18 protein-coding genes are annotated in these 23,140 nt (G+C 66.6%); 6 read left to right on the plus strand and 12 right to left on the minus strand.

Going from position 1 to position 23,140, the window contains the following annotated elements; all coding sequences use genetic code 11:
* Positions 1–54 precede the first annotated feature (54 nt).
* From AR323_RS02840 to AR323_RS02870, 7 genes are all read right to left on the minus strand, one after another.
* Positions 55–507, minus strand: a complete 453-nt coding sequence (locus AR323_RS02840) for a hypothetical protein (RefSeq protein ID WP_057882409.1) — start codon at positions 505–507, stop codon at positions 55–57.
* A gap of 64 nt (positions 508–571) precedes the next feature.
* Positions 572–1,378, minus strand: a complete 807-nt coding sequence (locus AR323_RS02845) for a DUF1295 domain-containing protein (protein WP_057882410.1) — start codon at positions 1,376–1,378, stop codon at positions 572–574.
* The gene (locus tag AR323_RS02850; protein WP_057882411.1) at positions 1,371–1,976 is read right to left on the minus strand and encodes a 1-acyl-sn-glycerol-3-phosphate acyltransferase; all 606 of its coding nucleotides are present in this window, start codon (positions 1,974–1,976) and stop codon (positions 1,371–1,373) included. The genes AR323_RS02845 and AR323_RS02850 overlap by 8 nt, the downstream gene beginning before the upstream one ends.
* 66 nt (positions 1,977–2,042) lie before the next feature.
* Positions 2,043–3,650 (minus strand): carboxyl transferase domain-containing protein, encoded by a 1,608-nt coding sequence (locus AR323_RS02855; protein WP_057882412.1) that lies wholly within the window; start codon positions 3,648–3,650, stop codon positions 2,043–2,045.
* Positions 3,647–5,278, minus strand: a complete 1,632-nt coding sequence (locus AR323_RS02860; RefSeq protein ID WP_057882413.1) for an AbgT family transporter — start codon at positions 5,276–5,278, stop codon at positions 3,647–3,649. The genes AR323_RS02855 and AR323_RS02860 overlap by 4 nt, the downstream gene beginning before the upstream one ends.
* Positions 5,275–5,721, minus strand: a complete 447-nt coding sequence (locus AR323_RS02865) for a hypothetical protein (protein ID WP_057882414.1) — start codon at positions 5,719–5,721, stop codon at positions 5,275–5,277. The genes AR323_RS02860 and AR323_RS02865 overlap by 4 nt, the downstream gene beginning before the upstream one ends.
* Positions 5,718–6,884 (minus strand): isovaleryl-CoA dehydrogenase, encoded by a 1,167-nt coding sequence (locus AR323_RS02870; protein ID WP_057882415.1) that lies wholly within the window; start codon positions 6,882–6,884, stop codon positions 5,718–5,720. The genes AR323_RS02865 and AR323_RS02870 overlap by 4 nt, the downstream gene beginning before the upstream one ends.
* A 154-nt stretch (positions 6,885–7,038) precedes the next feature.
* On the opposite strand from AR323_RS02870, the gene AR323_RS02875 reads away from it, so the two are divergent.
* Complete coding sequence (locus AR323_RS02875; protein WP_057882589.1) at positions 7,039–8,556, plus strand: sensor histidine kinase; 1,518 nt, start codon at positions 7,039–7,041, stop codon at positions 8,554–8,556.
* On the opposite strand, the gene AR323_RS02880 is transcribed toward AR323_RS02875, so the two are convergent.
* The 3 genes from AR323_RS02880 to lgt are packed head-to-tail and all read right to left on the minus strand — an operon-like array spanning position 8,553 to position 10,926.
* Positions 8,553–8,969: a DUF2147 domain-containing protein gene (locus AR323_RS02880; RefSeq protein ID WP_057882416.1), complete on the minus strand. Its 417-nt coding sequence runs from the start codon at positions 8,967–8,969 to the stop codon at positions 8,553–8,555. The two genes, AR323_RS02875 and AR323_RS02880, sit on opposite strands and share 4 nt — an antisense overlap.
* A gap of 2 nt (positions 8,970–8,971) precedes the next feature.
* Complete coding sequence (locus AR323_RS02885) at positions 8,972–10,033, minus strand: class I SAM-dependent methyltransferase (RefSeq protein WP_057882417.1); 1,062 nt, start codon at positions 10,031–10,033, stop codon at positions 8,972–8,974.
* On the minus strand, positions 10,030–10,926 hold the full coding sequence (gene lgt, locus AR323_RS02890) for a prolipoprotein diacylglyceryl transferase (RefSeq protein ID WP_057882418.1): 897 nt from the start codon (positions 10,924–10,926) through the stop codon (positions 10,030–10,032). The genes AR323_RS02885 and lgt overlap by 4 nt, the downstream gene beginning before the upstream one ends.
* 118 nt (positions 10,927–11,044) lie before the next feature.
* Here lgt and AR323_RS02895 point away from each other — a divergent pair, with 118 nt between their 5' ends.
* Together AR323_RS02895 and AR323_RS02900 are read left to right on the plus strand one after the other, a co-directional pair.
* Positions 11,045–12,775: a class I adenylate-forming enzyme family protein gene (locus AR323_RS02895; protein ID WP_057882419.1), complete on the plus strand. Its 1,731-nt coding sequence runs from the start codon at positions 11,045–11,047 to the stop codon at positions 12,773–12,775.
* Complete coding sequence (locus tag AR323_RS02900; RefSeq protein ID WP_057882420.1) at positions 12,772–15,531, plus strand: [protein-PII] uridylyltransferase; 2,760 nt, start codon at positions 12,772–12,774, stop codon at positions 15,529–15,531. The genes AR323_RS02895 and AR323_RS02900 overlap by 4 nt, the downstream gene beginning before the upstream one ends.
* On the opposite strand, the gene AR323_RS02905 is transcribed toward AR323_RS02900, so the two are convergent.
* Positions 15,528–16,190 carry a YggS family pyridoxal phosphate-dependent enzyme gene (locus AR323_RS02905; protein ID WP_057882421.1) on the minus strand — a complete coding sequence of 221 codons (663 nt, stop codon included), beginning with the start codon at positions 16,188–16,190 and terminating at the stop codon, positions 15,528–15,530. The genes AR323_RS02900 and AR323_RS02905 overlap by 4 nt on opposite strands.
* A gap of 7 nt (positions 16,191–16,197) precedes the next feature.
* Between AR323_RS02905 and AR323_RS02910 the strand changes: the two genes are divergently transcribed.
* The 3 genes from AR323_RS02910 (at position 16,198) to AR323_RS02920 (ending at position 21,957) form a co-directional block, all read left to right on the plus strand.
* Positions 16,198–16,764 carry a thiamine phosphate synthase gene (locus tag AR323_RS02910; RefSeq protein WP_235510425.1) on the plus strand — a complete coding sequence of 189 codons (567 nt, stop codon included), beginning with the start codon at positions 16,198–16,200 and terminating at the stop codon, positions 16,762–16,764.
* Between the two features lie 70 nt (positions 16,765–16,834).
* On the plus strand, positions 16,835–19,180 hold the full coding sequence (locus tag AR323_RS02915) for a DNA translocase FtsK (RefSeq protein WP_057882422.1): 2,346 nt from the start codon (positions 16,835–16,837) through the stop codon (positions 19,178–19,180).
* A 149-nt stretch (positions 19,181–19,329) separates the two neighbouring features.
* Positions 19,330–21,957, plus strand: a complete 2,628-nt coding sequence (locus AR323_RS02920; RefSeq protein ID WP_057882423.1) for a TonB-dependent receptor plug domain-containing protein — start codon at positions 19,330–19,332, stop codon at positions 21,955–21,957.
* Between the two features lie 84 nt (positions 21,958–22,041).
* Here the strand turns inward: AR323_RS02920 and AR323_RS02925 are convergent, their stop codons facing one another.
* Entirely contained in the window at positions 22,042–23,091 is a 1,050-nt protein-coding gene (locus AR323_RS02925; RefSeq protein ID WP_057882424.1) for a substrate-binding domain-containing protein, read from the minus strand.
* Positions 23,092–23,140: the final 49 nt, after the last annotated feature.

Raw genomic sequence — 23,140 nt, forward strand, 5'->3', positions numbered from 1 at the left:
TCTAATGGCGAAGACCGTCAACGTGAAGGGGCGTCTCGCCTTGTTTGACGAGCGTCAGGATCCGGTGCGGCGCCAAGTCTGCTCTTCGGTCATCGTGCCGGTGGTCGGCGCGTTCGCATCGGGCATGCGGTAGAGCGCGCCATTGGCGATGGCGTAGACCATGTTGTGGTCGCCCTGCTTGATCAGGATGCGAGTGTTGTCGCTGTACCAGTTGTAGGAACCGCTGGTCTCCACACCGTTTTCGTCGCGCATGGTATAGGTGCCGTCTGTCCGCAGAGTGACCGACCTCTGTCCTGCGCCGACGGGCTGGGCGTAGGTTCCGGCATAATTCACGCTGGTCCGCGCATCGGGCGCGACGGACGGAAAGCGCGTTTCCACCTGGGGCAGGTTTACATCGGCCGCGGCGGTTTCGGTCCCCGCCTCTGCCGTGTCGGCGGCATCGTTGCCTCCACATGCGGCGAGCGCAAGTACGAGTGGGGCGGCGATCGTAGCGAACGCAATACGCATGAGTTTCTCCCGTGAAATGGACGGCCAGCCGCCCCGCGAACGAAATTGAAACCAACTGATCGAGTCAAAGTTTCCTACCGCTTCGACCGCGGAGGCAAGGAACGAATCCCGAAGTCCGCGCGACGTATTCTGAATAGCCCGGACGGCGCTTGGCAAGTCCGGCTTCGAGGAGCGGCTTGCCGGACCAGCGGGTGAGGGTGAACGTCAGGAACAGAGGGCCGATCACCGTCGCCGCGGCGACCCACCAACTCGCCGAGGCCGCAGCGAGCCAGATGCCCCACCACGCGCAGGCATCGCCGAAATAGTTCGGGTGCCGGGTATATCGCCACAGGCCGCGATCCATCACTTGCCCCTTGTTCGCCGGATCGGCGCGGAACCGGGCGAGTTGCCAGTCTCCCACCCATTCGAAGAACACGCCGACCACCCAAAGCGCCAGGCCGGCCAGCGCCAGCGGTCCGATCGGCTGCGTGCTCCCTGCCGCGACGATGCCGGCCTGCGCGGGGCTCGAGACGAGAAACAACAGGACCGCCTGGCCAAGAAACACCTTGGTCAGCGCGGCACTGGCGAAGCGACCCTGCTCGCGCGGCTTCCGCATCATCCGGGCGTATCGCGGATCTTCGCCCTCTTTCCGCCAACGCCGATAAAGGTAGATCGCCAGCCGCCCGCCCCACAACACCGCCATCGCCATGATGAGGGTCGCCAGCGGGCCGGGTTCCGCCACCCGCAACCAGCTGGCGAGTGCGAGCAGCGCCATCCCGCCGCCCCAGAAGCTGTCGATGAACGAAACGTCGTTTATCTGCAGCGATATCGCCCAGAGCAGGAGGACGAGCCCGAGCAGGATCGCCGCATTGCCGACAAGTGCCTCAACCATTGCGTGCCATCCCCTCCGCCTGCTCTGCCAATTTTTCGAAACGCGGGCTGTCTGGCCGTTTCGAGCGATAGAACGCCGCGAACTTCGCCAGGTCCGCCGCCAGATCGTCGCTCGGCCAGATCGGCCGGCCGATCCCGCCTAGCATGGTTTCGTGGTTCACCCACGCTGGCACGATGGGAACACCCGCCGCGCGGGCGATGTGCCACACGCCGGTGCGCCAGGTCCCGTCTCCGGTGCGCGAACCCTCGGGCGCGACGACCAGCGCCAGTTCGTCGGCCGCGGCAAACGCCTGCGCGATCTGCTCGACATAGTTGGAACCGCGCTTCGAGCGATCCACGGATATGCCGCCCATGTCGCGCATGAAGCGGGTCAGGGGCCACTTGAACAATGTGTGCTTGCCCATGAAACTGGGCGCGATGCCAATCTCGTGCGCGACGCCGAGGAAGAAGACGAAGTCCCAGTTGGACGTATGCGGGGCGCCGGTGACGATGAACTTTGGCACGCCAGGGTGGCCGCCTTCGATGCGCCAGCCCTTCCAACGGTAAAGCCCGATGATCAGTCGCTGCACGACGCGCGACACGATGCTCGGCTGCGGCATTACGTTCGGCAAGCATCCCCTCCGGACCGCAGTCTAACTTAGGTTAGACCAGCCCGGGCCGCGAGGCTACATCCTAAACACGCCGAATGCGGGCCGCTCGGCGATCGGCGCCTCGAGAGTGGCGGCAAAGGCGAGGCCGAGGACGTCGCGGGTCTGAACGGGGTCGATCACTCCGTCGTCCCACAGGCGGGCCGTGGCGTAGTAGGGATTACCCTCGTCCTCGTATTTCTGGCGGATCGGGAACTTGAATGCCTCGGCCTGTTCGGGCGTCCAGCTGTCCGCGTCGCGGTGGACGGTGGCGAGGACGCTGGCCGCCTGTTCGCCGCCCATCACGCTGATGCGCGCGTTGGGCCAGGTGAACAGGAAGCGCGGGGAATAGGCGCGCCCGCACATGCCGTAATTGCCCGCGCCGAAGCTTCCGCCGATGACCACGGTTACCTTGGGCACGGTGGCGGTGGCGACCGCCGTCACCAGCTTCGCGCCATGCTTGGCGATGCCTTCCGCCTCGTACTTGCCGCCGACCATGAAGCCGGAAATATTCTGCAAAAACAGTAGCGGAATGCGGCGCTGACAGGCGAGTTCGATGAAGTGCGCACCCTTCTGCGCGCTTTCGGAAAACAACACGCCGTTGTTGGCGAGGATCGCCACCGGCATCCCCCAGATATGCGCGAAGCCGCACACCAGGGTGGAGCCGTAGAGCGCCTTGAACTCGTGGAACTCGCTGCCGTCGACGATCCGGGCGATGACTTCGTGGACATCGTACGGCGCGCGCACGTCGTCGGGGATCAGCGCGTAGAGGTCGTCGGCGTCGAATTTCGGCGCTCTGGGAGTGACGATTTCGACGTTTTGCGCCGCAGAATTGTTCGCGCCGAGGTGGCTGACGATGTCGCGCACGATGGTCAGCGCATGCTCGTCGTTCTCGGCGAGGTGATCGACGACGCCCGACTTCTTCGCATGAAGATCGCCGCCGCCCAAATCCTCGGCCGAAATTTCCTCGCCCGTCGCGGCCTTCACCAGCGGCGGTCCGGCCAGGAAGATCGTGCCCTGTTCGCGCACGATCACCGTCTCGTCGGACATGGCGGGCACGTAGGCCCCGCCGGCAGTGCAGCTGCCCATCACGCAGGCGATCTGCGGAATGCCGAGCGCCGACAAATTGGCCTGGTTGAAGAAGATCCGCCCGAAATGGTCGCGGTCAGGAAACACCTCGGCCTGGTAGGGCAGGTTGGCGCCGCCGCTGTCGACGAGGTAGATGCACGGCAGCCGGTTCTCGGTCGCGATCTCCTGCGCGCGCAGGTGCTTCTTGACCGTCATCGGGTAGTAGGAGCCGCCCTTCACGGTCGGATCGTTGGCGACGATCATCACCTGGCGGCCGGACACGCGCCCGATGCCGCAGATCATCGAGGCGCCGGACACGTCGCCCTCGTACATCCCGTTTGCGGCGAGCTGCCCGATCTCGAGGAACGGCGATCCCGGATCGAGCAGCCGCTCGACGCGGTCGCGGGGGAGCAGCTTGCCGCGGCTGACATGGCGCTCGCGGTGCTTCTCCGGCCCGCCGAGCGCGGCCTCGGCCACCCTGGCGCGCAGGTCGTCCGCCAAACCCTTGTTGTGTGCGAACCGCGCCTTGGCCTCCGGGCTCTCGCGGTCGAGCTTGGTGGTGAGCGTAGGCGCGCTCATGAGCGGGCCTCCCAGAACACCTGAGCGCCGGGCCCCAGCGGCAGGTCGAAGGCGACCCAGCTGACCACCATGGCGACGCCCACCGCCATGAAGGTCAGCGCATAAGGCAGCATGAGCGCGAGCAGCGAGCCGACCCCGAAACTCTTGTCCCACCGTCTGCTGAATGCGAGGATCAAGGGGAAGTAACTCATCAGCGGGGTCATGATGTTGGTGTAGCTGTCGCCCATGCGATAGGCGGCCGTGGTCATTTCCGGGCTGATCCCGAGCAGCATGAACATCGGCACCACGACCGGGGCGAGGGCGCTCCACTTGGCCGATGCCGAGCCGATGAACAGGTCGAGGAACGACCCGAGCATCTGGACGCTGACCAGAAGGATCGGCGCGGGCAGCGCCAGTTGCGACAATGCCCCGGCGCCGTTGATCGCGATGATCGGGCCGATGCGGCTCCAGTTGAACATCGCCACGAAGTGCGCCGCGAAGAACACGAACACGATGTAGGGCGCGATGGCCTTGATGCCGTCGCGCATCATGCCGGTCACGTCCTCGGACCTCTTGATCGTGCCTGCCGCGGTGCCGAAGGCGATGCCGGTGGATACGAACAGCAGGAAGAACCCGGCGATCAGCGCGGCGAACAGCGGCTGGTACTGCGCGGTGCCTTCGCCTTCGTGATTGAACAGCGGCGAGTAGCCCGGAAACAGCGTCAGCGCGGCGAACAGCCCGACGATGGCGAGTGCGACCAGTCCGGCGCGGCGCAGGCCCTTGCGCTCACCCGGTTCCAGCGCCGCCTTGGCGAGTTCGGTGCGGGTTTCCTCGTCGACTTCGCCGTTCCACGCACCCAGCCGCGGCTCGATCACCTTGTCGGTGATGAACCAGATGACGGGGGTGTAGAGGACCACGATGGCCAGGATGAACCACCAGTTGCCTGCCGGGTTCATCAGCCAGTCGGGATCGACGATGCGCGCCGCTTCCTGAGTGAAGCCGAACAGCAGCACGTCGATCTGGCCGGGGGTGATGTTGCCCGCATAACCGCCCGAAACCGCGGCAAACGAAGCGGCGAGCCCGGCCAGTGGATGACGGCCTGCCGACGCATAGACGAGCGCGGCGAGCGGCACGAACACCACGTATGCCGCGTCGGACGCGTGGTGCGAGATCATGCCGATCAGCGCCACGATCGGGGTGAGGATCGCGCGCGGTGCGTTGCGCAGCGAAGCGCGGATCAGCGCGGAGAACATGCCCGATCGCTCGGCCACCGCGGCGCCGAGCATGATCACGAGGATCAGCCCGAGGGGGGCGAACCCGCTCATCGTGCGGGGCATTTCGGACAGCAGGCGACCGATGTTCTCGGCGGAGAAGAGGCTCGTCGCTTTGTACGTGATCGAACCGTCCGCCAAGGTGGCGCCTTCGGGCGCTTCCTCGCCCGAGAAGGGCAGGCTCGCCGACCAGCCGAGCGCATCGCCCAGCGCGGACAGCACCATCAGCGCGATGATCAGGTAGACGAAGATCATTGTCGGCTCGGGCAACAGATTGCCCGCCCGCTCTACGAAGCCGAGGAACCCGCGTTGGCGCTCGGGCGGCGGGGACGCCGAACCCGCTTCTGGGGGGGGTACGGCGTTCTCCGCGCCGCTCATGCCCCGCGCTCCGATAGTCGGGCCCAGGCCTTGAGCGTACCCGCGCCGAAGGCCGCTGCCATGACGGCAACGATGAGCGATGAGGCGACGATGAAGTTCATGCCGACTTCGGGTGGAAACGCGCCGCGGAAGAAGCCCATGACCACACGAGCGACAAGAACCAGCGTGATCGCGACAAGTGCGGTGCGAACCAAAGGCAGACGGCGAATCGCACCCGCGCCGGAAAGGGCGTAAAGCCCCCATCCAGCGAGGATCGCGGCAATGATGCCCGTCATGATGGCGGGCCGGGGAGAACCGGCTTCGGCCAGCCGCGCCATCTGTTCTCCCGCACCGAAGAAGCGGTACCAGTCGCCCCCGCCCAAAATCGCAGCGATATGCGCGAGCGAGGCGGCAAGGCTCATCAGCGCGGCCCCAATCAGCCCCTTGTTGGTCGATGCGCTCATCCCGCAGCCCCGATCAGTTCGCGCCCGATCAGCATCCGGCGGATCTCGTTCGTGCCCGCGCCGATGTCGAGCAGCTTGGCGTCGCGCAGGTAGCGCTCGACCGGCCAGTCTTTCGTATAGCCCGCGCCGCCCAGCGCCTGGACCGCCTCGCCCGCCACGCGGAAGGCGTTCTCGCTCGCCAGCAGGATCGCGCCCGCCGCGTCGAAGCGGGTGGTCTGTCCGGCGTCGCAGCTCTTGGCCACGGCATAGGTATAGGCCCGCGCCGATTGCAGCGCGACGTACATGTCGGCGACCTTGGCCTGCATCAGCTGGAACGCGCCGATCGGCTTGCCGAACTGCTTGCGCTCGCGAAGGTAGGGAATGACCGTGTCGAGGCACGCCTGCATAATCCCGAGCTGCAGGCCCGCAAGCACCACGCGCTCGTAATCCAGCCCGCTCATCAGCACCCCGACACCGCCGTTCAGCGGGCCCATGATGTTCTCTTCGGGCACTTCGCAGTCGTCGAACACCAGTTCGGCGGTCGGGCTGCCGCGCATCCCCATCTTGTCGATCTTCTGCCCGATCGAGAAGCCGGGCATGTCCTTTTCGATCAGGAACGCGGTGATCCCACGCGATCCGGCGTGCCCGTCGGTCTTGGCATAGACCACCAGCGTGTCGGCGTATGGGGCGTTGGTGATCCAGAACTTGGTGCCGTTAAGAACGTAGCCGCCCTGCACGGCGTCTGCCTTGAGCTTCATCGAGACGACGTCGGAACCGGCGCCGGCTTCGGACATCGCGAGGCTGCCGACATGCTCGCCGCTGACCAGCTTGGGCAGGTATTTGGCCTTCTGCTCGTCGGTGCCCCAGCGGCGGATCTGGTTGACGCACAGGTTCGAGTGCGCGCCGTAGCTGAGGCCCACGCTGGCCGAGGCGCGGCTGACTTCCTCCACCGCGATTACGTGTTCCAGGTAGCCGAGACCGAGACCGCCCCATTCTTCCTCTACGGTGATCCCGTGGAGGCCCAGTTCGCCCATTGCCGGCCACAGCTCGCGCGGGAACCAGTCTTCGCGGTCGGCGCGCTCTGCCAGGGGAGCGACCCGTTCGTCGGCGAAGCGGGCGGTTGCATCGCGAATCATCTCGGCGCTTTCGCCAAGCTGGAAGTCGAAATCGGGCGTCGCGCGCAAAGCTGTTCTCTCCTGCTTCTCGCGCTGCGCATAGACGAGCCCCGCGCAGTCGCAAACCCTGCCTTTCCAAACACTTGCGCAAGGATCAAGTTCTACTGCCAAGCCCTTGAACAAGCATAATAATTCTCGTAAGACGCTCAAGGGATCGCATTTCATGACGACAGTTCGTTCGCCATCAGGGCCGAAAGGGCCTTCGCAGCCGGGTGCACCGAGCGCGGAGACCCTGCGCCTGTCCGTGCTCCAAAGCTATCGCGCTGACGGGATCGAGGACGATCCCGAGCTGTCGGCCATCACGGCATTCGCGGCCGAATTGACCGGTTGCCCGATTTCCCTGGTCAGTTTCGTCGAGACCGAACGTCAGCGGTTCCTGGCTCGCGACGGACTGGACGCGCTGGAAACGCCGCGATCGCTCATTTTTTGCGCACACACGATGCTGGGCGACACGGTGATGGAGGTGCCCGATGCATCGTCCGACCCGCGCTTTGCATCCAACGAGCTTGTCACCGGCGATATGGCGATCCGGTTCTACGCCGGTGCGCCGCTCGTATCGCCGGAAGGCGCGCCGCTTGGTGCGCTCTGCGTGATCGACAAGGTAGCCCGGCCCGGCGGGCTTACCGAAATGCAGCGCAACGGGCTGCGCGTGCTGGCGAAGGCCGTCATGCGCCGGCTGGAGGCGAGGCGGTTCGAGCTGGCGACAGCGGCTCGCGAAACGGCGTCCGCGCTGGCGATGCGCGAAGTCGCCGACCTGCTGCCGGCGATCATCTGGTCGGCCAGCGGGGACGGCCAGTTCGATTACTTCAACTCGCGCTGGACCGAGATCACCGGCAACGAACTGCCGAAGACGGCCGACGATTGGCGGGCGGTGGTCCATCTCGACGAAAGCGAAATGGCGTTCGGCAAATGGGCGGAATGCTTCAGGGACGGCAAGCCGTTCGAAAGCGAGTATCGTCTCAAGCAGGCCGACGGCTCGTGGCGATGGACCCTGTCGCGCGCGCTGCCCCTGAAGGGCACGGATGGAAATGTCGTCCGCTGGTACGGCACCCTGACCGACGTCGATTCCGCCTATCGCCTGTCGGAAAACCGCGACCTGCTTGCGCGCGAGCTTTCGCATCGGATCAAGAACATCTTCGCCGTCGTCGCGGGCCTCGTATCCATCCGCGCGCGGCGTCACGAAGCGGCGCGGGAATTTGCCGACGACCTGATCGCCTCGATCCGCGCGCTCGGTCGTGCACACGACTTCGTGCGTCCGGTCGAAGGCTCGAAGGGCGATAGCCTGCGCGGCCTCCTCGGCGAATTGATGGCCCCCTATGCCGAGAACGAGCAGCGGATCGTGCTCTGCGGGAAAGACTGTTCCATCGGCCCGCGGGCGGCGACCCCGCTGGCGCTCATCTTTCACGAACTCGCGACGAATTCGGCCAAGTACGGCGCGCTTTCCGTCGAAGGCGGCAGGGTCGAAATCGAGATCGATTGCCCCGAGGATGACGGCATCGCCCGGATCGAATGGCGCGAGCGGAATGGTCCGGAAGCGGTCGATCAGGGCGCAGAGGGATTCGGCTCGCGACTCGTGCAGATGTCGATCGAAGGTCAGCTCGGCGGAAAGATGGAGCGCCGCTTCGCGCCCGAGGGGCTCGAGGTGGACCTCGAAATTCCCGTGAAGTCGATCCGCAGCTAGTCGGCTTTGCGCCAAACCTGGGTCTGGCAGAACGGCCCGATGCAGCCCTTGACCTCGAGCGTCGAGGCATTGCGCCGCTTGACGATCGAACGATACGATTTGCCGCTCTTGGGATCGTAGATCGTGCCCCGCCAGACATCGCCGTCGGGCTTGAACCCGGTCAGGATCGGCAGGCCGAGGATGCGCCGCGCGCGCAGCGAGCGGTCGGGATTGTTCACGTCGCGCTGATCGGTGCCCTGAGGCGGGGTGACGAGGAACTTTGCCAGCTTGCCGCAACGCGTCGCCCCGCAATCGGCCACGCGGATCTGGCCGCTCCTGTCGGCGGTGGTCCACAGGCCGTCGATCGGCTCGGCTGCGGCGAGCGGCGCGGCGGACAGCAATCCGACCAGGGCAAGCGACACCAGACGCACCATATTCACTCCTGCTCGAATCCGAAGCCATGCGGCCAGCCGGGGGCGGCAAGCCCCATCACCTTGAACAAGTGACCCATCTGGTCGTCGGCGGCAAGGCGATCCCGCGCGGCCATCACGTCGGCGCGCTGATGCGGCGCGCGGATCGCGAGCGCTTCGGCGCGGGTCTCGATCCCCAGCGCCTTCAGCCACTCGCCCTGCGTCGGCGTGCCCATCCACGTGACCCCATGGGCCTGGGCGATCTTGGCGAGCGTCGCGAAATCGACGTGCGCGGTGATGTCCGCCTCTCCCGGAGCGGCGAACGGATCGACCTTGCGATGGGCCCGCACCGCCTGCATCGTCGATCCGGCGCGCAGGTCCGTGTGGCCGTAATCGACCAGCAGCGCGCAGCCACCCTGCGCCGCGAGCCGGCCGGCGATCTCGGCGACCACCGATGCTGCCGCCGGGCTGGTCTCGATAATCGTGCCCTGCCGGCCGGCGCGCCATTCCGAAGGGACCGCGGCATCCATCGGCTGGGCACCCGCCAGGTAGATGAAGCTGTCGCCGTCCAGCCCGACCATTCGCTCGCGCCAGCCTTCGGCGGCGCGCACCAGTTGGCGCACCGGCAGCGCATCGAGGAACTCGTTGCCGACGATCAGCAGCGCGCGATCGTCCGGCAAAGTCGCCAGGTCGCCGTGAAACTGCGCATGCGGCACCGCTTCCTGTTGCAACTTCCTGAGCGCCGGGGAGCCTTCGACGAAATGGACCTCGGGATCGAGGTCATAGCGCTTGGCGGCGCGCAGCGCGTCCCTTGCAAGAGTGCCTCGTCCCGGGCCGAGTTCGACGTATGCGACCGGCAGCGGGCTATCGGCGCGGATCCACATGTCGGCCAGCCACAGCCCGATCAGCTCGCCGAACATCTGGCTGATCTCGGGCGCGGTGACGAAATCGCCGTCGGCGCCCAGCGGGTCGCGGCTCGCGTAGTAGCGGGCGTTCGACTCGGCCATGAAGTGCGCCAGGCTGATCGGCCCGGTGCTGCGGATCAGCCGGCGGAACGTCTCCGCCAGCGGCGTCGGAGTATCGCTCATGCCGGGGCGGGCTGGCCTGCCTGGTTGCCCACGGGGGGCCGGGTCAGCGCGCGGATGACGAAGAACAGCCCGACGAGGATCAGCGGAATGGTGAGCCACTGGCCCATGCTGAGGCCGGTCGAGCGCGCGAATTCGGCCAGCTGCGCGTCCGGCTCGCGGAAGAATTCGGACACGAACCGACCGATGCTCACCAGCACGGTGAATACGCCGACCAGCAGGCCCGGGCGCCAGCGAGCCTTCGTTTTCCAGAACAGCAGCAGCAGCACGACCAGCGGCAGCAAGCCTTCGAGACCCGCCTGGTAGAGCTGGCTCGGGTGGCGGGCGAGCTGGGTGGGGTCTTCGGGGAAGATCATCGCCCACGACATGTCGGTGGGGCGGCCCCAGAGCTCGCCGTTCACGAAATTGGCCAGCCGTCCGAACAGCATCCCCGGCGGCACGCAGACCGCGAGGTAATCGGCGGTGCGCAGGAAGCTGATCTTGCCCTGATGACAGACCCGGGCGATCGCCGCGAGCACGCCGAGCACGCCGCCGTGGAAGCTCATCCCGCCTTCCCACAGCTTGAGCAGGTCGAGCGGGCGCGAGAACAGGCTGGGTATCCCGGTTTCGCCGCCGGTATAGAACGCCGCGTATCCCAGGCGCCCGCCCAGGATGATGCCCACGGTGCACCAGAAGAACAGGTCGTCGGCATGGCGCTGCGCCAGCGGGCTGCCGGGCGCCTTGATCATCTTCGTCAGGTGCCAGTACCCCAGCACGATCCCGGCAAGGTAGGCGAGCGAATAGAACCGCAATTCGAAGAAGCCGAGGTCGATTCCCTTACGGAGTCCGAGATCCTCGAAATGGATCGCATTCGCCGCGATCTGCGAGGTTTCCGCCAGTAGTGACAGCAGCACGATTGATCCTTACCCTTGGCCGCAACCCGCATGGGGAGCCCCTTGTCGCGCGCGTCTTTGGCATAGCGCGGCGGCGGGCGAAACCCCGGCACGATAACGGCAAAGAGGATTGCAACGAGCGATGGCGACCGATCTCGACAGGGACATCAAGCGAATTGGCGACTTCCTGACCGGCGCGGGTCAGATGTTCGAGACCCGCCAGGTCGAACGGCGCGGCGTGTCCATGCCCGCCTTCGTCAACGCCCCGCCGACGCTGGCGCATTTCATGGCGCACTTTTCGAACGTGCATAAAGACGCGGTGTTCATCGTCGACGGCGACCAGCGGATGACCTTCGGCGAGGTCTATGCGGCCGCGGCCTGCGTGGCTCACGGCCTCGTGACCCGGCACGGGATGCAGCGCGGTGACCGCGTCGGCATCGCCGCGCGCAATTCCGCCAACTGGGTCGTGGCCTACATGGGCGTCCTCATGGGCGGCGGCTGCGCCACGCTGCTCAACGGCTGGTGGACCGGCGAGGAACTCGCCTACGGCATCAACCTGTGCGAATGCTCGCTGGTGCTGGCCGACCCGCAGCGCGCCGCGCGCCTCGACGGCATGGCGCACGATGCGAAGGTGGTCGTCTTCACGCACGACGGACCCGCGCCGACCGGGCTCGAGCCGGTCTGGGCCGAAGGCGCGACGGCGATGACGATGCTCGGCACGCTCGGTCCGGACGATCTGGCGACGATCCTCTACACTTCGGGGTCGACCGGCTCTCCCAAGGGCGCCTATTCGGATCACCTCGGCGTGACGAGCGCGGTGATGAACTACGTCGCGCAGACGGCGATGATCCTGCAGATCTTCACCGAACGCGGCGAAGCGCCGACCGTACAGCCCAGTGCGCTGGTCACCGTGCCGCTGTTCCACGTGACGGGCGAAGTGCCGGTGTTCCTCCAGAGCTTCGCGATGGGCCGCAAGCTGGTGCTGATGCCCAAGTGGGATGCGACCGAGGCGCTGCGCCTGCTCGACGAGGAGAAGATCACCTATTTCGTCGGCGTGCCGCTGATGAGTTACGAGCTGGCCACCCACCCCGACCGCGACAAGTACGACCTGTCGCAGTGCAAGACCTTCGCCGCCGGCGGCGCGCCGCGCCCGCCCGAGCACGTGACCAAGATCAAGGAGGCGTTTTCCGAAGGCTTCCCGGTCCTGGGTTACGGCCTGACCGAGACGAACGGCGTGGGCTGCGGCAACCTCAACGAGAATTACATGGCCAAGCCGGGATCGACCGGCACCGCGTCGAAGCCGCTGGTCGACCTCGCGATTCTCGACGACGACGGCAAGGCCCTGCCGCAGGGCCAGGTGGGCGAGGTCTGCATCCGGTCGGTGTGCAACTTCCTGGGTTACTGGAAGAACGAGGAGGCGACCCGCGCCGCCTATACCGACGACGGCTGGTTCCGCACTGGCGACCTCGGCTATCTCGACGCCGACGATTACCTGTTCATCGTCGACCGAAAGAAGGACATCATCATCCGCGGCGGCGAAAACATCGCCTGCATCGAGGTGGAGCAGGAAATCTATGCCCACCCCCACATCGCCGAATGTTCGGTGTTCGGGGTGGCGGACGAGCGCCTGGGCGAGATTCCGGCGGCGGTCTATGTCGCCAAGGAAGGCCACCGGGTCGATCCCGACGACCTGAAGGAATTCCTCGCCGAGCGGTTGGCGAAGTTCAAGATTCCGCAGTTCCTGTGGCCGGTGAACGAGGCGCTTCCGCGGCTCGGCACGCAGAAGATCGACAAGCCCACGTTGCGGGCCCGCTATCAGGCCGAAGCCGAAGCGATGCTCGCAAACGGTGAGGCCGGGTCCGGGGCTGCTTGACCCAGCAACGCATCCCCCACCAGCGCGACGTCGTCGACCGGCGCGCGCTCGCGGATGAGATCGCCGGGCACGTGGCGCGCGACGGGGCGAAAGCCCGCCCCGCGATCGTGGCCGCGCTCAAGGCGGCGCTCGAGGGTGGCCGTGCCGAGCTCGACCGGCGGCTCGAGGACAAGCCGAGCGCCGGGCACGAGATAACCGGCGGCCACTCGTTCCTGATCGACCAGATCGTCCGCACGATCTACGACCACGTGGTCGCCGACGTCTATCCGGCGATCAACCGCTCGACCGCGGAGCGCCTGACGCTCATCGCCGTCGGCGGATACGGTCGGGCGGAGATGGCGCCGCATTCGGACGTCGACATTGCCTTCATCCATCCCACCCGCAACGCGCCGTGGTGCGAGCAGGTGATCGAGGCGATGCTCTATTACCTGTGGGATCTAGGCCTCAAGGTCGGCCATTCGAGCCGTTCGGTCGACGACACGATCCGCATGGCGAAATCCGACCTGACGATCCGCACGGCCCTTCTCGAAGGGCGCTACGTATGGGGCGACCAGAGTTTGTACGACGAGGTCATCCGCCGGTTCGCCGACGAGGTGGTCAAGGGCACCGAGAAGCAGTTCGTCGCCGACAAGCTGGAAGAGCGCAACGCCCGGCACAAGCGGATGGGCGACAGCCGCTACGTCGTCGAGCCCAACGTCAAGGACGGCAAGGGCGGCCTGCGCGACCTGCAGACGCTCTACTGGATCGGGAAATACATCCACAAGGTGCGGGTGGCCGCCGAACTGGTCGACGTGGGCCTGTTCACTCCGGAAGAATATCGCAGCTTCCGCCGCGCCGAGGGCTTCATGCTTGCGGTGCGTTGTCACCTCCACACGATTACCGGGCGCGCGGAGGACCGGCTGACTTTCGACCTCCAGCGGGCGGTCGCGGCGCGGATGAACTTCGCCGACCGGCCGGGCAAGAGCGCGGTAGAGCGGTTCATGCAGTTCTACTTCCTGCAGGCCAAGCGGGTCGGCGCGCTGACGGGCGTGTTCCTGGCGCATATCGACGAGCAGTTCGCGAAGAGCCGTGCGCGCAAGGGTCTGCTGGCCAGCTTCACTCCGCGCGCCCGCGAGCTCAAGGGTTACCGCGTCTACGGCGGCCGGATCGCCGCCCCCGGCGACGACTGGTTCCGCGCCGATCCGATGCGGCTGGTCGAGGTGTTCCATCTGGCCGAGGCGCACGGGCTGGAAATCCATCCCGAAACCATGCGCCAGGCGTCGCGCGATTCGGGGCTGATCCGCCGCGAAGTCCGCGACGATCCCCGCGCCAACGCGCTGTTCGTCGAGCTGCTGGCGGGGCGCAACGATCCCGAGACGGTGTTGCGCTGGATGAACGAGGCCGGGGTGTTCGGCCGGTTCGTGCCCGATTTCGGGCGGGTCAACGCGCAGATGCAGTTCGACATGTACCACCACTACACGGTGGACGAGCACACGATCCGCGCGATCGGACTGCTGAGCCGGATCGAGAAGGGCGAGCTGACCGCCGACCACCCGCGCTCCTCACGCCTGATCCACGAGGTGGCCAGCCGCCGCGTCGCCTATGTCGCGGCGCTGCTGCACGACATCGCCAAGGGTAGGGGCGGCGACCATTCGGTACTGGGTGGCGACGTGGCGGAGGAACTGGGCCCGCGCTTCGGCCTCGACGAGGGCGAGACCGCGCTGGTCGCGTGGCTGGTGCGCCAGCATCTCCTGATGAGCCGGACCGCGTTCAAGCGCGACCTGACGGATCCCAAGACGATCGAGGATTTCATCGCCGAGGTGCAGGGGCTGGAGCGGTTGCGGCACCTGATGATCCTGACCGCGATCGACATCCGCGCGGTCGGGCCGGGCACCTGGAATTCGTGGAAGGGCCAGTTGCTCGGCGAACTCTACGATGCGGCGGAAGAACGCCTGCGCCTTGGCCACATGAGCCACGGGCGTAAGGAACGGGTCGCGGCCAAGAAGGACGCGGTGCGCGCCAAGCTGGGCGACAAGGCCGGCCTTCTCAAGCTCTACGCCGATCGCTTCGACGATTCGTACTGGATCGCGGAGCCCGAGGACATCATCGCCCTCAACCTCATGCACTATGGCCTGAGCCACGAGGAAAAGGACAACCTCTCGGTCCACTGCGAGGTCTATCCTTCGCGCGGGGCCACGCTGGTGACCGTGATCGCCGCCGACCACCCGGGCCTGTTCTATCGCATCGCGGGGGGCATTCACCTCGCCGGCGGCAACATCATCGACGCGCGTATCCATACGACCCGGTCGGGCTGGGCGGTCGACAACTTCCTCGTGCAGGACCCGCACGGGCGGCCCTTCGGCGAAGACGCGCAGATCAGGCGACTGGAGGTGTCGATCGCGGATGCCCTCGCCAACCGCAGCGCGCTCGTGCCGCAGCTCGCCAGGCGGCCCCTGCCGCACAGCCGCGCGCGGGCGTTCGACGTGCGTCCGGTGGTCTCGTTCGACAACCAGGCCTCGGGCCGTTTCACGGTGATCGAGGTGAACGCGCGCGACCGGGCCGCACTGCTCAATCGCCTCGCCCGCGCGCTGTTCGAGAACAGCCTGGTGGTCCACTCGGCCCACATCACCAACTACGGCGAGCGCGCGGCGGACACCTTCTACGTGACCGACCTCACCGGAGGAAAGGTAACCGGGGCGACGCGCCTGAAGGCGATAGAGGCGGCGCTGCTCGAAGCCGCAAGCGACGAGCGGCAGGCGGAGCTGGAGAGCGCCTAGCTACCCCGTTCGCCGAATAGCGCGCTGCCCACGCGCACGTGGGTCGCGCCCAGCATGATGGCCGTCTCGAAGTCGCCGCTCATGCCCATGCTGCGCCCGTCCAGCCCGTTGTCGCGGGCCAGCTTGTCGAGGAGGGCGAAGAAGGGCGCAGGCTCGATGTCGGCTGGCGGCACGCACATCAGGCCGACGACCGGGATCGCCGCGTCGCGCGCCTGTGCGAGCAGGGCGGGGAGGTCCTTGACCGCGCAGCCGCCCTTCTGCGGTTCCTCGCCGACATCGACCTGCACGAACGTTTCGATCTGCCGACCGACCTTGTCGAATGCCTTGGCGAGCGCGGTCACCAGGCTCGGGCGGTCGAGCGAGTGGATGCAGTCGAACAATCGCACCGCGTCTTCCGCCTTGTTGGACTGGAGCTGGCCGACGAGGTGCAGCTTCGCATCGGGATAGCGTTCGCGCAGCGCCGGCCATTTTGCTTGCGCTTCCTGCACGCGGTTTTCGCCGAAGTGCCGCTGCCTGGCCGCGAGCAGCGGCTCGATCGCCTCGGCGGCGTGGGTCTTGCTGACCGCGACGAGGGTGACTTCGCAAGGCTCGCGTCGTGCGATCGCGCAGGCGCGGGCAATGCGGTCGTGGATTTCGTCCAGGGCTAACGCTGCATTCATCACGGCGATGCGCTATAGCGTCGTCATGGGACAGCGCCAGCCACTCCCCGATCTCTGGCTCCTTTCGGATGCCCGCAACGACGAATTGCTGCCGCGTGCGCTGCGCGCACTGCCGCGCGGGTCGGCTTTCGTGTTCCGTCACTACCACCTCGACCCCAGGGCCCGCCGCGCGCGGTGGGACGAGCTCTTGCCGCTGGTGCGCGAAGGCGGACACCTCGCGGTGCTCTCGGGCAGCGACGACGAAGCGCTGCGCTGGGGCGCTGCGGGATCGTATGGTCCGCCCGAGGCCGTGGGCGAGGCGCCCGAGCTGCTTCGCATCGCCGCCGCGCACGACGGGCACGAGATCGCGCACGCCAATGCGTCGGGCGCCGACGCCGCGATGCTATCGCCGGTGTTCGAGACCCGCACCCATCCCGGCGCGGTGCCGCTCGGCCCGGAGAAATTCCATGCACTCGCCGCGCTGGCCGAAATGCCGGTCATCGCGTTGGGCGGGATGACCTTCGAACGGGCCAAGCAACTGGGCTGGATGCGCTGGGCTGCGATCGACGGTCTGGCGCTTAAACAGGACTCCTGACGTCAGGATTCTTGACGGGTGAGTCCGGCACGCGCGATAAGGGCGCTCGGACGAACCAGGGGAAGCGAACATGGCAACACGCGCAATCGGCCGCGCGAACGGACGGGCACCGGCGGCCGACTGGCGCGCCGCGTTCCGCCGTTCGCTGCGCCGGGCGCTGCAGGTCAGCGGCGCGGCGGGCCTGTTCGCCGCGATGCTGTTCCTGGGCCTGGCCCTCGCCAGCTACACCCAGACCGACCCCAGCGCCTCGACCGCGGCAGCGGGCGACGACGTGCGCAACTGGATGGGCGCAAGCGGCGCGTGGGTGGCGGAACGGGTGTTCTTCCTGTTCGGCGTGACGGGACCCCTGCTTCTGCCCCTCCTCTACATTTCGGCCCGCAAGCTGTGGCGCGACGTGGAGGAAGAAGACATCGACGTGCGTACGCGGTGGTGGCGCCCGTTCGGCCTGCTCCTGTTCTCGATGGCGCTGCTCAGCACGGTCCTGGCGCTGGCGTTCGATCGACCGGGCGGTTCGCTCCCCGCATCGATGGGAGGGATCGCCGGCCTGCTCGGCGCGGGCGCGGTAGAGGCGATCGCAGGGCGCTTCGGCGAAGGGGTGACGGGCTGGATCATCCTCGCGTTCGCGCTGGTCGCGCTCGCCGGCGGGGTGGCGGGTGTAACGCGGGTCTTCGCGCTCGACTGGGCGGCGCTGCTCACGCTGCCGCGCTTTCTCAAGCGGACGCCGAGCACCCCGGAAATGGATCTGCCGTTCACGCCCAAGACCCGCGAGCGCCGCACGCGCGAGGTCGAGGAGGAACCGCCGCAGATCGCTGAGCGCCGTGCGCCCGAGATCGCCGATCCGGCCGCCGCACCGCGCGCCGCCAAGCCCGCGGGCAAGAAAGCGCAGAAGGACCTTTTTGCCAGCTACCAGCTCCCCAGCCTCGACCTGCTGGAGGAGCCGCCGGTCCACGCCGCGCCCAAGCTCGACAAGCTGGCGCTCGAGCGGAACGCGCGGCTTCTCGAAACCGTGCTGGACGATTTCAACGTCAAGGGAGAGATCACCGCGGTTCGCACCGGCCCTGTGGTGACGATGTACGAGCTGGAGCCGGCCCCCGGCATCAAGGCGAGCCGCGTGATCGGCCTTGCCGAAGACATCGCCCGCAACATGAGCGCAATCAGCGCCCGGGTATCGTCGATCCCCGGCAAGACCGTGATGGGCATCGAACTGCCCAACGCGGACCGCCAGATGGTCGCGCTGAAGGAGCTCGCCGCCTGCGACGCCTTCGTCAACGCGCGCGGCGCATTACCGATCATCCTGGGCAAGGACATCGCGGGCGAGCCGATCGTGGCAGACCTTGCCGCGATGCCGCACCTGCTGGTCGCGGGCACCACCGGCTCGGGCAAGTCGGTCGGGCTCAACTGCATCCTGCTGAGCCTGCTCTACAAGTTCACGCCCGACGAGTGCCGCCTGATCCTGATCGATCCGAAGGTGCTGGAACTCAAGAGCTACGATGACATCCCGCACCTGCTTTCGCCGGTGGTCACCGAACCGTCGAAGTCGGTCCGTGCCCTGAAGTGGGCGGTCGAGGAGATGGAGCGGCGCTACCGCCAGATGTCGAGCATCGGCGCGCGCAACATCGCCGGCTTCAACGAGCGCGTGCGGACCGCCGCAGCCAAGGGCAAGCCGCTCGGGCGGCGCGTGCAGACCGGCTTCGATCCCGACACGGGCGAGGAGATATTCGAGGAAGAGCAGCTCGATTACGCGCCGCTGCCGCAGATCGTGCTGATCGTCGACGAGCTCGCCGACCTCATGGTCACCGTCGGCAAGGAGATCGAGGTGCTGATCCAGCGCCTCAGCCAGAAGAGCCGCGCGGCGGGCATCCACCTGATCATGGCGACGCAGCGCCCGTCAGTCGACGTCATCACCGGCGTGATCAAGGCCAACCTGCCGACGCGCATCAGCTTCAACGTGACGAGCCGGATCGACAGCCGCACGATCCTGGGCGAGCAGGGGGCCGAGCAGCTGCTGGGCAAGGGCGACATGCTCTACAAGCCGAGCACGGGCGCGCTCGTTCGCGTCCACGGTCCGTTCGTGTCGGACGAGGAAGTCGAGGCGGTGGCCGAGCACTGGCGCGGACAGGGCAAGCCCGAATACATCGACGCGGTGACCGAAGAGCCGGAGGAGGGCTTCGGGTTCTCGTTTGACGACGAGCTGACCGCGTCCGACAACCCGGACGAGCGCAAGTATCGCCAGGCCTGCCAGATCGTGTTCGAGCACCAGAAGGCGTCGGGATCGTGGCTCCAGCGCCAGATGGGCGTCGGCTACAATACGGCGGCCAAGTGGATCGAGCGGATGGAGGAGGACGGCTTCGTCGGTCCGGCAAATCACGTCGGGCGCCGCGACATCTATCGCGACAAGGACGGTAACCCGCTCTGAAGGGCTCCCCCATTCGTTAGGCAACCTGACAAGCAATTGTCGCATTGACGCAACACTTGACGGAAATCGTCCGTTCGCGGACGCAATAAATTACGTCTTGGCGCTAGTGCCTGTAATCTAAGAACAACCAGACAGGGGAGTTCTTGGTCATGACGCTTCGCTACGCAGCACTGCTTTCGTCCGCTTCGGTTGCTCTCGCCGTCGCCGGGACGCAACCCGCCCTGGCTCAGGATGCGACGGACGAAACCTCCGCGTCCGCGCAGGGAGAGGCGATCCCGCAGGAACAGATCATCGTTACCGGCACCCGCCGGACCGATCGCACCGTGGCGGACAGCGCGGTGCCGATCGACGTTATCTCGAACGAGGCGCTGCAGAACCAAGGGACGACCGAGACGAACCGTCTGCTCAACAACCTCGTCCCCTCGTTCAACTTTCCCCAGCCTTCGCTGACCGACGGCACCGACTCGCTGCGACCGGCCACGCTGCGCGGCCTGGCGCCCGATCAGGTGCTGGTGCTGGTGAACGGCAAGCGCCGCCACATCTCCTCGCTGCTCAACCTCAACGGATCGGTCGGGCGCGGCTCGGCGGGCGTCGACATGAACACCATCCCCTCGATCGCGATCGACCGGATCGAGGTGCTGCGCGACGGTGCCGCATCGCAATACGGATCCGATGCGATCGCGGGCGTCATCAACATCCAGCTGAAGCGCCGTCCGGGCGGACGCGCGCAGGCCACCTATGGCAAGTACATCACCACGCTGGAGGACGTGTTCGACGTCGCCAGTGTCGCCCGCACGGCCGCGGCCTCGGGCGATCCGGTGATCACCTACGAAGATCAGGAGAGCAAGCGCCGCGACGGTGAGACCTGGACCATCGCCAGCAACATCGGCGTGCCGGTGGGCGAGACGGGTTATTTCAACGTGACCGCGGAATATCGCGACCGTTCGCCCACCAACCGTTCGGGTCCCGATCCACGGCGGCAGTATGCCGGAATCGGCGACGTGCGCGAGACCACGATCGACCGGATCAATCACCGCTTCGGCGATGGCCAGTCGCAGGATTTCAATTTCGTGATCAACGCCGGGGTGGAACTCGGTGCAGGCTTCGAGCTCTACCAGTTCGGCAGCTTCGGCATCCGTGACGGCAACGGCGCAGGCTTCTTCCGGCGGCCGCTCGATGCGCGCAATGCCGACTTCGCGCGCGGCGGGCAGCCCTATTATGCCGATGGCTTCCTTCCGCTGATCGTGAGCGAGATCATCGATGTCGCGGGTGTCGCGGGTATTCGCGGCGAGACCGCCGGATGGAACCTCGACCTGTCGGTGAACTATGGCTCCAACCGCCTGAACTATTCGGTCGAGAACAGCTTCAACACCTCGCTCGGCGGGCTTGCCAGTCCGCAGCGTTTCAACGCGGGCGGGATGCGGGCCGGACAGACCCTGGTCAATTTCGATGCGCAGCGCGCGTTCGACCTTGGCATCGGCGACACATCGATCGCCGCCGGCCTCGAATATCGCAACGAGAACTACCGCATCGTCCCCGGCCAGCGCGAAAGCTATGTCGCGGGACCGTTTGCTTTCACCAACGGGGCGGCGCCGGGATCGCAGGTGTTCCCGGGCTTCTCGCCCACCACCGCGATCGACACCTCGCGCAACAGCTATGCCGGATATCTCGAGCTCGACAACGACCTGACCGACGCGATCAACGTGCAGGTGGCGGGCCGGTTCGAGCATTTCTCGGACTTCGGCAGCACGATCAACGGCAAGGTCGCCGCCAAGATCGACCTGTTCGACGGACTGGGCGTGCGCGGGTCGGCATCGACCGGATTCCGCGCACCGGGCATGGCGCAGCAGTTCTTCTCGACCACATCGACCAACAACGTAGGCGGCCAGCTGATCGAGATCGGCACGTTCCCCGTCGGCTCGCCCATCGCGGTGGCGCTGGGTGCGCAACCGCTCGAGCCCGAAAAGTCGATCAACCTGGGCGGCGGCGCGGTGTTCACGCTGATCCCAGGCCTCAACCTCACGGTCGACTACTACAACATCAAGATCAACGACCGCATCGTGCTGACGGAAAACCTGCAGGGCGCGGATGTCGTCGCCATCCTGCAGGCCGCGGGCGTGGTGGGCACGTCGGCGCGGTTCTTCATCAACGGCATCGATACCCGCACGCAAGGCATCGACATCGTGGCGAACTACCGCCTGCCCGATTTCGGTGCGGGCAACTTCCGCTTCAACCTGGGTTACAACCGCAACAACACCAAGATCACCGACCGCCGCTCGTTCTCGGCCTTCACCACCCAGCGCCTGTTCGCGCGGCAGGAGAGCTTCCGACTGGTAGAAGGGCAGCCGAGCAACAAGTTCAATGCCGGCGTCAACTGGGACCTGGGCGCCTTCGGGATGACGGTGAACGCCAATCGCTACGGCAGCGTGCTGCTGCCTGACAGTGTGACGACGATCGCCGCCAACGGACAGGCGGTAACTGCCACGAACCCCGCCATCCGCGACGACATTCGCGTCGCGGCCGGAGACGCGCCGGGTGACGTGACCCTGTCGCCGAAGTGGGTGGTCGATCTGGAAGCCCGGTTCAAGGTGATGGAAACGCTCGAACTGGCGGTGGGCGCCAACAACCTGCTCGACGAATATCCCGATCGCCTGCCGTTCGGCACCGTCGGAGGGGTCAACTTCGGCATCAACAATGCCTTCCTGCCCTACTCGTCGCAGTCGCCCTTCGGCTTCAGCGGGCGCTTCGTTTACGGCCGGGTGAGCCTGGACTTCTAGGCCCGGCCATCGACGCATATGAAAAGGGCCCCGCCGGTTCGTGCCGGCGGGGCCCCTTTTTGTTTTGCCCGATGTCGGTGAGGCTTACTTGAGCCCGTCGGCGGTCATCGGGGTACCTTCGGTCGCGGCCTTGGCGGCGGCGGCCTGCACGTCGTCGGGTGCGGCGACGAAGCCGATCTTGGCCAGCGGGCCGTCCTTGCCCCAGCTCTTGGTCCAGGTTGCCAGGTACTCGGCCAGGCCCGGGATCACGCCGATGTGCGCCTTCTTGACGTAGACGTAGAGCGGACGCGCGCCGGGATAGCTGAAGTTCGAGATGTTCTCGTACGTCGCCTCGACCCCGTTCATCGGCAGGTCCTGCAGCTTCTCGATGTTCTCCTCGAGGTACGAGTAGCCGAAGATGCCGACCGCCCTGGGGTTGCCCTCGATCTTCTGGACGATGAGGTTGTCCTGCTCGCCCTGGTCGACATAGGCGCCGTCCGAACGGACTTCGGTGCAGACCTGCTCGTGCTGGTCCTTGTCGCTGTCCTTCAGCGCCTTCATCGCCGGATCGGTGTCGCACCCGACCATCAGGACGAGTTCCTTCAGCGCATCGCGCGTGCCGGACGTCGACGGCGGGCCGTATACGAGGATCGGCTCGGCCGGGAGCGACGGGTCCACGTCCTGCCAGGTCCGTGCGGTTTGCTCCTTGCCGAACGGCTTGGCGGCGATCGCCTGGTAAACGATCGCGGGGGTCAGGTTCATCATGATCCCGCCCTTGGCCGAGGCGAAGGCGATCCCGTCGAGCCCGACCTGGATTTCGACCACGTCGGTCACGCCGTTCTTCTGGCAGTCGGCGTATTCGCTCGCCTTCAGGCGGCGGCTGGCCTGGACCATGTCGGGGAACTGCGCTCCGACGCCGGCACAGAACAGCTTGATGCCGCCGCCGGTGCCGGTCGATTCGATCAGCGGGCTCTTCATGCCCGGATTGGCCGCGACGAATTCCTCGGCGACCTTCTTGGCGAAGGGATAGACGGTCGACGAACCGACCGCGCGGATCGAATCGCGGCTGCCCGAAGCGCCTCCGCCCGCGCCGCCGCAAGCGGCCAGCGCGACGCAGGACAGCGTGGCGAACGCGATAGTCTTGAACTTGGTCATCTCAGGATTGCCCTCTGCTTAGGTCGTCCGCGCCGCTAGCGGTGCGATA

The sequence above is a fragment of the Tsuneonella troitsensis genome (genome assembly GCF_001441535.1).
Lineage (GTDB): Bacteria > Pseudomonadota > Alphaproteobacteria > Sphingomonadales > Sphingomonadaceae > Tsuneonella > Tsuneonella troitsensis.

Bases quoted from the DNA above. Each gene is read 5' to 3' on its own strand.
- AR323_RS02865 (WP_057882414.1), bottom strand. From the start codon at position 5,721: ATGAGCGCATCGACCAACAAGGGGCTGATTGGGGCCGCGCTGATGAGC.
- AR323_RS02880 (WP_057882416.1), bottom strand. From the start codon at position 8,969: ATGGTGCGTCTGGTGTCGCTTGCCCTGGTCGGATTGCTGTCCGCCGCG.
- AR323_RS02925 (WP_057882424.1), bottom strand. From the start codon at position 23,091: ATGACCAAGTTCAAGACTATCGCGTTCGCCACGCTGTCCTGCGTCGCG.
- AR323_RS02885 (WP_057882417.1), bottom strand. From the start codon at position 10,033: ATGAGCGATACTCCGACGCCGCTGGCGGAGACGTTCCGCCGGCTGATC.
- AR323_RS02905 (WP_057882421.1), bottom strand. From the start codon at position 16,190: ATGAATGCAGCGTTAGCCCTGGACGAAATCCACGACCGCATTGCCCGC.
- AR323_RS02845 (WP_057882410.1), bottom strand. From the start codon at position 1,378: ATGGTTGAGGCACTTGTCGGCAATGCGGCGATCCTGCTCGGGCTCGTC.
- AR323_RS02910 (WP_235510425.1), top strand. From the start codon at position 16,198: ATGCGCTATAGCGTCGTCATGGGACAGCGCCAGCCACTCCCCGATCTC.
- AR323_RS02860 (WP_057882413.1), bottom strand. From the start codon at position 5,278: ATGAGCGGCGCGGAGAACGCCGTACCCCCCCCAGAAGCGGGTTCGGCG.
- AR323_RS02895 (WP_057882419.1), top strand. From the start codon at position 11,045: ATGGCGACCGATCTCGACAGGGACATCAAGCGAATTGGCGACTTCCTG.
- AR323_RS02915 (WP_057882422.1), top strand. From the start codon at position 16,835: ATGGCAACACGCGCAATCGGCCGCGCGAACGGACGGGCACCGGCGGCC.
- AR323_RS02840 (WP_057882409.1), bottom strand. From the start codon at position 507: ATGCGTATTGCGTTCGCTACGATCGCCGCCCCACTCGTACTTGCGCTC.
- AR323_RS02875 (WP_057882589.1), top strand. From the start codon at position 7,039: ATGACGACAGTTCGTTCGCCATCAGGGCCGAAAGGGCCTTCGCAGCCG.
- AR323_RS02920 (WP_057882423.1), top strand. From the start codon at position 19,330: ATGACGCTTCGCTACGCAGCACTGCTTTCGTCCGCTTCGGTTGCTCTC.
- AR323_RS02855 (WP_057882412.1), bottom strand. From the start codon at position 3,650: ATGAGCGCGCCTACGCTCACCACCAAGCTCGACCGCGAGAGCCCGGAG.
- AR323_RS02850 (WP_057882411.1), bottom strand. From the start codon at position 1,976: ATGCCGCAGCCGAGCATCGTGTCGCGCGTCGTGCAGCGACTGATCATC.